Origin of the sequence: Pseudomonas sp. 273 (assembly GCF_029201425.1) — a bacterium.
In the GTDB taxonomy this organism is placed as follows: domain Bacteria; phylum Pseudomonadota; class Gammaproteobacteria; order Pseudomonadales; family Pseudomonadaceae; genus Pseudomonas; species Pseudomonas delhiensis.
The window spans coordinates 2,631,364-2,642,786 of the sequence record NZ_CP116775.1 but is presented as its reverse complement, the minus strand read 5'-3'; the positions used below and the strand labels follow the sequence as shown (position 1 = coordinate 2,642,786).

Here is an 11,423-nt window from a genome sequence, read left to right as displayed (position 1 = left end):
ACGGAGTCGATATGCCCGCTCTCTACGTGATGATCCCGGTGGCGCTGATCATCGTCGCCATCGCCGTCTGGATCTTTTTCTGGGCGGTGAACAGCGGCCAGTACGACGACATGGACGGTCCGGCCCACAGCATCCTGTTCGACGACGAGGACCCCAGGCACCAGGCCGGCATCGACGAGGCCGAAGGCACCAGGGACGCGCAGGGCGAAGCCCGGGACAAGGATTCGCGCGATGCTTGACCTGGCGCCCATGCTGGCGTCCGCGCTGATCCTCGGCCTGCTCGGCGGCGGCCACTGCCTGGGCATGTGCGGCGGCCTGATGGGCGCGCTGACCCTGGCCATTCCCCCGAGCAGCGCGGGCGCCGCCTGCAGCTGCTGCTGGCCTACAACCTCGGGCGCATCCTCAGCTACGCCGCCGCCGGCCTGCTGCTGGGCCTGGCCGGCTGGGCGATCGCCAGCACGCCCTTCGCCTCGGCGCTGCGCGTGGTCGCCGGCCTGCTGCTCATCGCCATGGGCCTGTACCTGGCCGGCTGGTGGAGCGGCCTGACACGCATCGAAGCCCTGGGCCGCGGCCTGTGGAAGTACATCCAGCCCTTCGCCAGCCGCCTGCTGCCGGTGGCCAGCGTGCCGCGCGCGCTGCTGCTCGGCGCGCTCTGGGGCTGGCTGCCCTGCGGCCTGGTCTACAGCACCCTGCTATGGACCAGCAGCCAGGGCTCGGCGCTGGAGAGCGCGCTGCTGATGCTCGCCTTCGGCCTGGGCACCTGGCCGGTGCTGCTGGCCACCGGGCTCGCCGCCGAGCGGATCACGGCGCTGCTGCGCAAACGCAGCGTGCGCATGGCCGGCGGCCTGCTGGTGATCCTCTTCGGCCTGTGGACGCTGCCCGGCCCGCACCAGGCCTGGCTGATGGGCCATGCGATGCACTGAAGCCCCCGCTTTTCGTAGGAGCGAGCTTGCTCGCGAACAGGCTTCAGCCTGGTGCCTGGCCCGAAGAGCTCCCTCTCCCTAACCCTCTCCCTGAAGGGAGAGGGGACCGTTCGGAGCGCGTGGGTATTCCCGAGTCAGCCGGCAGGCACAGTGGTTTCCGGCTGAGGCCTGCCTGTTCTCGGCACGGACAAGCCCCCTCTCCCTTCAGGGCGGGGCGCGCAGCCGAGGGCTGGGGAGAGGGCAACGGACTCCACCCCAACTCCAGAGCCAACCCCAACACCACTGCAAGCCCCCCCTCCAACGAGGTACCCCCTGCGACCGCTTGATGCAGGTCAAGAGGCTTTTCCCACAGTCTCCCTAGACTGCGCCGAAAAGCTCGCCTGATTCGGGGACTGCGGCATGCTCGACGATATCCGCTGGGACACAGATCTGATCCGTCGCTACGATCTGTCCGGCCCGCGCTATACCTCCTATCCCACCGCCGTGCAGTTCCACGAAGGCGTGGGCCCCTTCGACATGCTGCATGCCCTGCGCAACAGCCAGAAGGCCGACCGGCCGCTGTCGCTGTACGTGCACATCCCGTTCTGCGCCAACATCTGCTACTACTGCGCCTGCAACAAGGTCATCACCAAGGACCGTGGGCGCAGCGCGCCCTATCTCGCGCGGCTGATCCACGAGATCGAGATCGTCAGCCGCCACCTGGGCAAGGACCAGTGCGTGGAACAGCTGCACTTCGGCGGCGGCACCCCCACCTTCCTCAGCCCCGGCCAGTTGCGCGAACTCATGGGCCAGCTGCGCGAGCACCTGAACCTGGTGGAAGACGACTCCGGCGACTACGGCATCGAGATCGACCCGCGCGAGGCCGACTGGTCCACCATGGGCCTGCTCCGCGAGCTGGGCTTCAATCGCGTCAGCGTCGGCGTGCAGGACTTCGACCTGGAAGTGCAGCAGGCGGTGAACCGCCTGCAGAGCTTCGACGAGACCCGCGCCATCATGGACGCGGCGCGCACCCTGCAGTACCGCTCGATCAACATCGACCTGATCTACGGCCTGCCCAAGCAGAACCCCGACAGCTTCGCCCGCACCGTCGAGCAGGTCATCGGCCTGCAGCCCAACCGCCTCTCGGTGTTCAACTACGCGCACCTGCCCGAGCGCTTCATGCCGCAGCGGCGCATCAACGCCCAGGACCTGCCCTCCCCCGCGCAGAAACTGGACATGCTCCAGCGCACCATCGAACAGCTCAGCGCCGCCGGCTACCGCTACATCGGCATGGACCACTTCGCCCTGCCCGACGACGAACTGGCCAGCGCCCAGGAGGACGGCACCCTGCAGCGCAACTTCCAGGGCTACACCACCCACGGCCATTGCGACCTGGTGGGCCTGGGCGTGTCGGCGATCAGCCAGATCGGCGACCTCTACTGCCAGAACAGCACCGACATCAACACCTACCAGAACTGCCTGGACAACGGCCAGTTGGCCACCCGCCGCGGCCTCTACTGCAGCGCCGACGACCGCGTGCGGCGCGCAGTGATCCAGCAGCTGATCTGCCACTTCCAGCTGGACTTCGAGGACATCGAGGAACGCTTCAACATCGAATTCCACGGCTACTTCGCCGACATCTGGAACGAGCTGGAGCGCTTCGCCCGTGACGGCCTCATCGAACTGAACCCCCGCGGCATCGACGTCACCGCCGCCGGCCGGCTGCTGGTGCGCAGCCTGTGCATGCTCTTCGACCACTACCTGCCGCACCAGAACCTGCAGCGGTTCTCGCGGGTTATCTGAAGGAAACAACCTAGCGAATAAGTACGAATCTGGCCTTTTTTACATAAGGTTTCGGAATAAACACCGGAAAATTCCGAAATCCCCCCGGTATGCTGGCAGCCGCCCCCTCGGGTGCGTTACCCTTGCGGTTCTTGTGCCTTTCCACCCAAGGATTCCCCATGGCCGAAACCATCAAGGTGCGCGCCCTGCCCCAAGCGCATTGCAAGGACTGCAGCCTGGCGCCCCTGTGTCTGCCCCTGTCGCTGAACAACGACGACATGGACGCCCTCGACGAAATCGTCAAGCGCGGCCGGCCACTGAAGAAGGGCGAGTTCCTGTTCCGCCAGGGCGACGCCTTCGGTTCGGTGTTCGCGGTGCGCTCCGGTGCGCTGAAGACCTTCAGCATCACCGACGGCGGCGAGGAGCAGATCACCGGCTTCCACCTGCCCAGCGAGCTGGTCGGCCTGTCCGGCATGGACACCGAGGCCTACCCGGTGTCGGCCCAGGCCCTGGAAACCACCTCGGTGTGCGAGATCCCCTTCGAGCGCCTGGACGAGCTGTCCGAGCAACTGCCGCAGCTGCGCCGCCAGCTGATGCGGGTGATGAGCCGGGAAATCCGCGACGACCAGCAGATGATGATGCTGCTGTCGAAGAAGACCGCAGACGAGCGCATCGCCACCTTCCTGGTCAACCTCTCGGCGCGCTTCCGCGCCCGCGGCTTCTCCGCCCAGCAGTTCCGCCTGGCGATGTCGCGCAACGAGATCGGCAACTACCTGGGCCTGGCGGTGGAAACCGTGTCGCGGGTGTTCACCCGCTTCCAGCAGAACGGCCTGATCGCCGCCGAAGGCAAGGAAGTGCGCATCATCGACTCCATCGAGCTGTGCGCCCTCGCCGGCGGCCAGATGGAAAGCTGAAGGCACGACCCTCCGGTCATCGCGTAAAACGGGCTCGCCTTGTGGCGGGCCCGTTATACTTTGGGGCTTCGAAAGCAGTCACCAGGTGCCCTGCCAGCATGATCCTCAACCAGCTCGACCTGAAATCCGTGATCCGCGCGGTCCCCGACTTCCCCAAGGCGGGCGTGGTGTTCCGCGACATCACCCCGCTGTTCCAGTCGCCGCGCGCGCTGCGCTTCGTCGCCGACAGCTTTATCCAGCGCTACGTCGAAGCGGATTTCAGCCACATCGGCGCCATGGACGCGCGCGGCTTCCTGATCGGCTCGATCATCGCCTACGAACTGAACAAGCCGCTGGTGCTGTTCCGCAAGCAGGGCAAGCTGCCGACCGACGTGCTGGCCCAGGCCTACCAGACCGAGTACGGCGAAGCCCTGCTGGAAGTGCATGCCGACAGCCTGTGCGAAGGCGACAGCGTGCTGATCTTCGACGACCTGATCGCCACCGGCGGCACCCTGCTGGCCGCGGCCCAACTGGTACGGCGCATGGGCGCTAAGGTCCTCGAGGCCGCCTCCATCATCGACCTGCCGGAACTCGGCGGCTCGGCCAAGCTGGCCGATGCCGGCATCCCCACCTACAGCCTCACCGCCTTCGCCCTCGACGAGCAGTAAGGCCATTCCCCACAGCCGTGCGCCCCCCCGAAACCGTAGGGCGCATAACCGTTCGCGGTTATCCGCCGCTGGCGCGCGCCATACCGATCCCGTAGGAGCGGACCTTGTCCGCGATAACCGGAACCACCGGCGCGCTTCGCGGATGAGATCCGCTCCTACGCTGCCCCACCCACGCCATTCCCCTGCGCGAATCGCGGGCAGGGCCCGCTCCTACAGGTTGGCTCGTAACGCTCGCGATGGCATGGGCGCCGGCCCTGCCGGCGCAATCGCGGATAAATCCGCTCCTACCCCCTCAAATCGGCGGCGCCGCCCGCTTGAGCACCGACTTCAGCGCGAACGCCGACTTGATCCCGGCCACCCCGGGTATCTGCGTCAGGGTGGTGGTGAGGAAGGCCTGGTAGGCCGCCAGGTCCTTGACCACCACGCGCAGCATGTAGTCGGCGTCGCCGGTCATCTGGAAGCAGCTCATCACCTGCGGGGCCTGGACGATGTTTTCCTCGAACCGCGCCAGGTAGTCGCCGGTCTGTTTTTCCAGGGTCACCGAAACGAACACGCTCATGGCCCCGGACAGGCGCTCCTCGTCCAGCCGCGCGAAGTAGCCCTGGATGTACTGCTCCTCCTCCAGGCGCCGCACCCGGCGCAGCGTCGGCGTCAGCGACAGGCCGATCTTCTGCGCCAGGTCGCGCCAGCTCAGGCGGCCGTCGTCGGCCAGGGCGCGGAGGATCTTGAGGTCGGTGCGGTCGATGTCGGCCATGGCGCTCACTTCTACGGAGAAGGGTTTTTGTAGTTCAAAGACACTAAATCTTCTGTCTCAAGCTAGTCAAATTGGAGCAAAAAACCAGCCGGTCACACCTATACTGAAATCACAAGAACAACGAACGAGGACCTCACCATGAGTGATGTCAGCACCCGCCGCGCTACCGCGCGCGGCACCCGCACCGTCGCCCAACCAGGCCAGCCGCACCCGCCGGGCACGGCGTCTTCCGTCTGCTGATCCCCACCCCCGATCACAACTGGAGACCCACCATGACCGACTACGCCCCCCTCCGCCTGCACGTCCCCGAGCCCACCGGGCGCCCGGGCTGCAAGACCGATTTCTCCTACCTGCACCTGTCCCCCGCCGGGGAAGTGCGCAAGCCCGCCGTCGACGTCGAACCGGCGCAGACCGCCGACCTGGCCTACAGCCTGGTGCGCGTGCTCGACGACCAGGGCAACGCCCTCGGCCCCTGGGACCCGCAGCTCAGCCACGAACAGCTGCTGCGCGGCCTGCGGCTGATGCTCAAGACGCGCATCTTCGACGCCCGCATGCTCACCGCGCAGCGCCAGAAGAAGATGTCCTTCTACATGCAGTGCCTGGGCGAGGAAGCCATCGCCACCGCCCACACCATGGCCCTGCGCGATGGCGACATGTGCTTCCCCACCTATCGCCAGCAGGGCATCCTGATCACCCGCGACTACCCGCTCAAGGACATGATCTGCCAGCTGCTCTCCAACGAGCAGGACCCGCTCAAGGGCCGCCAGCTGCCGATCATGTACTCCAGCCGCGAGAAGGGCTTCTTCTCCATCTCCGGCAACCTTGCCACCCAATTCATCCAGGCGGTCGGCTGGGGCATGGCCTCGGCGATCAAGGGCGATACCAAGATCGCCTCGGCCTGGATCGGCGACGGCGCCACCGCCGAGTCGGACTTCCACACCGCGCTGACCTTCGCCCACGTCTACCGCGCCCCGGTGATCCTCAACGTGGTCAACAACCAGTGGGCGATCTCCACCTTCCAGGCCATCGCCGGCGGCGAAGGCACCACCTTCGCCAACCGCGGCGTGGGTTGCGGCATCGCCTCGCTGCGGGTCGACGGCAACGACTTCCTGGCCGTCTACGCCGCCTCGCAGTGGGCCGCCGAGCGCGCCCGCCGCGGCCATGGGCCGAGCCTGATCGAGTGGGTCACCTACCGCGCCGGCCCGCACTCCACCTCGGACGACCCGTCCAAGTACCGCCCGGCCGACGACTGGACCAACTTCCCCCTCGGCGACCCCATCGGCCGCCTGAAGCAGCACCTGCTGGCCCTGGGCATCTGGTCCGACGAGCAGCACGAGGCGCTGCACAAGGAGCTGGAAGCCGAAGTGATAGCCGCGCAGAAGGAAGCCGAACGCCATGGTTCGCTGGTGGATGGCCACGTGTTCAGCGCCGCCAACCTGTTCGACGACGTCTACAAGGACCTGCCGGAACACCTGCGCCGGCAGCGCCAGGAGCTCGGGGTATGAACGCCATGAATCCGCAACACGGGAACGCCCAGGCGGTCACCAGCATGACCATGATCCAGGCGCTGCGCTCGGCGATGGACGTGATGCTCGAACGCGACGACAACGTCGTGGTGTTCGGCCAGGACGTGGGCTACTTCGGCGGCGTGTTCCGCTGCACCGAAGGCCTGCAGAAGAAGTACGGCACCTCGCGGGTGTTCGACGCGCCGATCTCCGAGAGCGGTATCATCGGCGCCGCCGTGGGCATGTGCGCCTATGGCCTGCGCCCGGTGGTGGAAATCCAGTTCGCCGACTACGTCTACCCGGCCACCGACCAGTTGGTGTCCGAGGCCGCGCGCATCCGCTACCGCTCGGTGGGCGACTTCGTCGTGCCCATGGTGGTGCGCATGCCCTGCGGCGGCGGCATCTACGGCGGGCAGACGCACAGCCAGAGCCCGGAGGCGATGTTCACCCAGGTCTGCGGCCTGCGCACGGTGATGCCGTCCAACCCCTACGACGCCAAGGGCCTGCTGATCGCCTGCATCGAGAACGACGACCCGGTGATCTTCCTGGAGCCCAAGCGCCTGTACAACGGCCCCTTCGACGGCCATCACGACCGCCCGGTGACGCCCTGGTCCAAGCACCCGCAGAGCCAGGTGCCCGAAGGCTACTACCGCGTGCCGCTGGACAAGGCGGCCATCGCCCGCGCCGGCTCCGAGCTGACCGTGCTCACCTACGGCACCACCGTCTACGTGGCGCAGACCGCCGCCGAGGAGACCGGCATCGACGCCGAGATCATCGACCTGCGCAGCCTCTGGCCGCTGGACCTGGACACCATAGTCGAATCGGTGAAAAAGACCGGCCGCTGCGTCATCGTCCACGAGGCCACCCGCACCTGCGGCTACGGCGCCGAACTGATGTCGCTGGTGCAGGAAAACTGCTTCCACCACCTGGAAGCCCCCATCGCCCGCGTGACCGGCTGGGACACCCCCTACCCGCACGCCCAGGAATGGGACTACTTCCCCGGCCCGGCCCGCGTCGGCGCCGCCTTCAAGCGTGCCATGGAGGTCTGAATGGGCATTCACGTGATCAAGATGCCGGACATCGGGGAAGGCATCGCCGAAGTGGAACTGGTGGAATGGCACATCAAGGTCGGCGACGAGGTCCACGAGGACCAGGTGCTGGCCGAGGTGATGACCGACAAGGCCACCGTGGAAATCCCCTCGCCGGTTTCCGGCCGCATCCTCGCCCTGGGCGGCGAGCCCGGCCAGGTCATGGCCGTGGGCGGCGAACTGGTGCGCCTGGAAGTGGAAGGCGCCGGCAACCACCGCGAAGCCGCGGCCAGGCCGCACGAAAGCACAGCGGCGCCCAGCGCCGAGGCCCAGTCCGAACCGGCCCCGCAGGCGCAGAAAGAAGCCCCCCGCGCCGAAGCGAAGACAGCCCCCGCGCCGCGCCGCGCTGCCGCCGCGCCGGCCCCGCGCCGCGCCGCCGGCGAGAAACCGCTGGCCTCCCCGGCGGTCCGCCAGCGCGCCCGCGACCTGGGCGTGGAACTGCAGTTCGTGCAGGGCAGCGGCCCGGCCGGGCGCATCCTGCATGACGACCTCGACCAGTACCTGGCCCACGGCGGCGCGGTGGTCGCCTCCGGCTACGCCGCGCGCCACGACGAGCAGCAGATCCAGGTCATCGGCCTGCGCCGCAAGATCGCCCAGAAGATGGCCGAGGCCAAGCGGCGCATCCCGCACTTCAGCTACGTCGAGGAAATCGACGTCACCGACCTGGAAGCGCTGCGCGTACACCTCAACGCCAAGTACGCCGCCAGCCGCGGCAAGCTCACCCTGCTGCCCTTCATCGCCCGCGCCATGGTGGTGGCCCTGCGCGAGTTCCCGCAGCTCAACGCCCGCTACGACGACGAGGCCGAGGTCATCACCCGCTACGGCGCGGTGCACCTGGGCGTGGCCACCCAGAGCGACAGCGGCCTGATGGTGCCGGTGCTGCGCAACGCCGAATCCCGCGACCTCTGGGGCAACGCCGCGGAAGTGGCGCGCCTGGCCGAGGCCGCCCGCCACGGCAAGGCCAGCCGCGAGGAACTCTCCGGCTCGACCATCACCCTGAGCAGCCTCGGCGCCCTGGGCGGCATCGTCAGCACGCCGGTGATCAACCACCCGGAAGTGGCCATCGTCGGCGTCAACCGCATGGTCGAGCGGCCCATGGTGGTCAACGGCCAGATCGTGGTGCGCAAGATGATGAACCTGTCCTCCTCCTTCGACCACCGGGTGGTCGACGGCATGGACGCGGCGGCCTTCATCCAGGCCGTGCGCGCCCTGCTCGAACACCCCGCCACCCTGTTCCTGGAGTGACCGCCGTGAAGCACAACCCGACACTGGAAACCACCCTGCTGGTCATCGGCGGCGGCCCCGGCGGCTACGTCGCCGCCATCCGCGCCGGGCAGCTGGGCATCCGCACCCTGCTGGTGGAAGGCGCGACCCTGGGTGGCACCTGCCTGAACATCGGCTGCATCCCCTCCAAGGCGCTGATCCACGCCGCCGAGGAATACCTGAAAGCCCGCGAGTTCGCCGGCAAGTCCGCGCTGGGCATCAGCGTGCAGGCGCCGGCCATCGACATCCAGCGCACCGTGGAATGGAAGGACGGCATCGTCGACCGCCTCACCACCGGCGTCGCCGCCCTGCTGAAGAAGCATGGCGTGAGCGTGGTGCACGGCTGGGCGCAGATCGTCGACGGCAAGACCGTGGAAGTCGCCCTGGCCGACGGCGGCAGCCAGCGCATCCACACCGAGCACCTGCTGCTGGCGGCCGGCTCGCGCTCGGTGGAACTGCCCTTCCTGCCGGTCGGCGGCAAGGTCATCTCCTCCACCGAAGCCCTGGCGCCCAAGGCCCTGCCCCGGCGCCTGGCGGTGATCGGCGGCGGCTACATCGGCCTGGAACTGGGCACCGCCTACCGCAAGCTGGGCGTGGACGTGACGGTGGTGGAGGCGCAGCCGCGCATCCTGCCGGGCTACGACGAGGAACTGACCAAGCCGGTGGCCGCAGCCCTGCGCAAGCTCGGCGTGGAGACGTACCTGAACCACAGCGTGATGGGCCTGGAGCCCGACGGCAAGGGCCTGCGCCTGCGCGACGGCCAGGGCCAGCAGCGGGTGATCGAGGCCGACCAGGTGCTGGTCGCCGTCGGCCGCCGGCCCAACACCGAAGGCTGGAACCTGGAGAGCCTGCACCTGGACATGGACGGCCGCGCGCTCAGGATCGACGAGCAGTGCCGTACCTCGATGCGCAACGTCTGGGCCATCGGCGACATCGCCGGCGAGCCCATGCTGGCGCACCGCGCCATGGCCCAGGGCGAGATGGTCGCCGAACTCATCGCCGGCAAGCGCCGCGCCTTCACCCCCGCGGCCATTCCGGCGGTGTGCTTCACCGACCCGGAAGTGGTGGTGGTCGGCCTCTCGTCGGACCAAGCCAGGGCCGCCGGGCACGAGGTGCTGACGGCGAACTTCCCGTTCGCCGCCAACGGCCGCGCCATGACCCTGGAAGCCCACGACGGCTTCGTCCGCGTGGTGGCCCGCGCGGACAACCACCTCATCCTCGGCTGGCAGGCGGTGGGCAAGGCGGTCTCGGAGCTATCCACGGCCTTCGTCCAGTCCATCGAGATGGGCGCCTGCCTGGAAGACATCGCCGGCACCATCCACGCCCACCCGACCCTCGGCGAAGCGGTGCAGGAAGCCGCCCTGCGCGCCCTGGGGCACGCGTTGCATATCTGAGCCCCAGGGTATCCCGCAGACGCCCAACAGCCCTCTCTCCCTTCGGGGAGAGGGGGCTTGTCCGTGCGGCGGAGAAGTCTGATGTTAGCTGGTAACGCCGCTCGACCGGGGACGCCCAAGTGCCTTTATCAGAGAATCGCCTGCAAACCCTTGTCGGCAATGACATTGAGCAGTTTGAGCGCAGGCCCCGTCGGATGGGTTTCGCCTTGCTCCCACTTGCGCACGGTCGAAGCAGTGGTGTGCAGGTGGAGCGCGAACACCGGCTGGCTGAATTTCAGCCCTTCGCGAAGGCGTTTGATGTCGGCAGCACTGAACTCCCGCACCGGCGGCGGGCAGATCGTGTCGAACTCGCGCATCGTCACCTTGCTGATCGCGCCCGCTTCATGGAGCACAGCCAGGTCGTCACGCAGGGATTCAATGAGCTTGCTCACAATGTACCTCCAATAGCACGCCAGCCTGCAACGCCTTCGCCAAGGCATCCTCGGACAGTTCCAGGAACACCTTGCCGGCGAATTGCAGCGCCTTCTTCTCGTCCTGCGTGATATTCGCCTTGTCGCTCTTGGAGAACCCATGCAGGAATACGTAACAGTCACCGACTCGAGCCGCCACCAGGGTGCGGTAACCGCCACTCTTGCCACCGCCGGGCCGCGCCACTCGTTTCTTGTAGAGATGGCCACCCAGATTCGCGTCGATCAGACCGCTTTGCATCTCCTCGACTGCCCTGCACAAGGCGGCATCAGGTAACTTCTCGTTCGCTTGCCACCGCGCGAAGTCCTTCCGCTTGAGGATGCGCGTCATCCCGGCCTCCAAAACCATACCCGTAACGGGCATACTTTTCTACGTATCTCCGAGGGGAAGGCGCCTCCAACCCGACGGCCGTAACGACGGCACGGCAACCGCCGTGAGGGACGAACCCTAGCGAGAGCAACTCAGGGACAACAATCCGAAGTGGCTTAGGCTTTCGCCCGAGCTTTCAGAGAACTCAGGGAACATCTGTAGGAGCGAGCTTGCTCGCGAACAGCGGTGCCAAGCCTTGCTCCGGAGTGGAGCCGAAGTCCGTAACCCTCTCCCCAGCCCTCTCCCTGAAGGGAGAGGGGGCTTGTCCGTGCCGAGAGAAGGCATGGCCTTAGCCTGAGGCTTTCGGCGTTGCCGGCTAACGCCTGTACATCCACGC

At 67.3% G+C, this 11,423-nt stretch carries 11 protein-coding genes and 1 pseudogene; 9 read left to right on the top strand and 3 right to left on the bottom strand.

The window, feature by feature from the left end:
* Nucleotides 1-11: 11 nt before the first annotated feature.
* From ccoS to PKO50_RS12535, 5 genes and pseudogenes are all read left to right on the top strand, one after another.
* Nucleotides 12-239 carry a cbb3-type cytochrome oxidase assembly protein CcoS gene (ccoS, locus tag PKO50_RS12555; RefSeq protein WP_109931977.1) on the top strand — a complete coding sequence of 76 codons (228 nt, stop codon included), beginning with the start codon at nt 12-14 and terminating at the stop codon, nt 237-239.
* Nucleotides 232-923, top strand: a pseudogene (locus PKO50_RS12550) (sulfite exporter TauE/SafE family protein). Before ccoS ends, PKO50_RS12550 begins: the two are co-directional and overlap by 8 nt.
* Nucleotides 924-1,322: 399 nt before the next feature.
* On the top strand, nt 1,323-2,705 hold the full coding sequence (hemN, locus tag PKO50_RS12545; RefSeq protein ID WP_275629890.1) for an oxygen-independent coproporphyrinogen III oxidase: 1,383 nt from the start codon (nt 1,323-1,325) through the stop codon (nt 2,703-2,705).
* Between the two features lie 158 nt (nt 2,706-2,863).
* Entirely contained in the window at nt 2,864-3,598 is a 735-nt protein-coding gene (anr, locus tag PKO50_RS12540; RefSeq protein ID WP_109931971.1) for a transcriptional regulator Anr, read from the top strand.
* 98 nt (nt 3,599-3,696) lie between these two features.
* Nucleotides 3,697-4,245 (top strand): adenine phosphoribosyltransferase, encoded by a 549-nt coding sequence (locus tag PKO50_RS12535; protein ID WP_275629889.1) that lies wholly within the window; start codon nt 3,697-3,699, stop codon nt 4,243-4,245.
* A 292-nt stretch (nt 4,246-4,537) separates the two neighbouring features.
* On the opposite strand, the gene PKO50_RS12530 is transcribed toward PKO50_RS12535, so the two are convergent.
* A complete protein-coding gene (locus PKO50_RS12530; RefSeq protein ID WP_109931967.1) occupies nt 4,538-4,999 on the bottom strand; it encodes an Lrp/AsnC family transcriptional regulator in 462 nt (153 codons plus the stop codon).
* 272 nt (nt 5,000-5,271) lie between these two features.
* Between PKO50_RS12530 and PKO50_RS12525 the strand changes: the two genes are divergently transcribed.
* Genes PKO50_RS12525 through lpdA form a run of 4 tightly spaced genes read left to right on the top strand, consistent with a single transcriptional unit; the run spans nt 5,272 to nt 10,249 of the window.
* Nucleotides 5,272-6,504 carry a 3-methyl-2-oxobutanoate dehydrogenase (2-methylpropanoyl-transferring) subunit alpha gene (locus tag PKO50_RS12525; protein ID WP_109931965.1) on the top strand — a complete coding sequence of 411 codons (1,233 nt, stop codon included), beginning with the start codon at nt 5,272-5,274 and terminating at the stop codon, nt 6,502-6,504.
* Nucleotides 6,501-7,553, top strand: coding sequence for an alpha-ketoacid dehydrogenase subunit beta (locus PKO50_RS12520; protein ID WP_109931963.1), 1,053 nt, complete (start codon nt 6,501-6,503; stop codon nt 7,551-7,553). Before PKO50_RS12525 ends, PKO50_RS12520 begins: the two co-directional genes overlap by 4 nt.
* A complete protein-coding gene (locus tag PKO50_RS12515) occupies nt 7,554-8,837 on the top strand; it encodes a dihydrolipoamide acetyltransferase family protein (protein ID WP_275629888.1) in 1,284 nt (427 codons plus the stop codon).
* 5 nt (nt 8,838-8,842) lie between these two features.
* Complete coding sequence (gene lpdA / locus PKO50_RS12510; RefSeq protein ID WP_275629887.1) at nt 8,843-10,249, top strand: dihydrolipoyl dehydrogenase; 1,407 nt, start codon at nt 8,843-8,845, stop codon at nt 10,247-10,249.
* A gap of 128 nt (nt 10,250-10,377) precedes the next feature.
* On the opposite strand, the gene PKO50_RS12505 is transcribed toward lpdA, so the two are convergent.
* Nucleotides 10,378-10,680, bottom strand: coding sequence for a DNA-binding transcriptional regulator (locus tag PKO50_RS12505; RefSeq protein ID WP_275629886.1), 303 nt, complete (start codon nt 10,678-10,680; stop codon nt 10,378-10,380).
* Nucleotides 10,664-11,047 carry a type II toxin-antitoxin system RelE/ParE family toxin gene (locus tag PKO50_RS12500; protein WP_275629885.1) on the bottom strand — a complete coding sequence of 128 codons (384 nt, stop codon included), beginning with the start codon at nt 11,045-11,047 and terminating at the stop codon, nt 10,664-10,666. Before PKO50_RS12500 ends, PKO50_RS12505 begins: the two co-directional genes overlap by 17 nt.
* Nucleotides 11,048-11,423 lie beyond the last annotated feature (376 nt).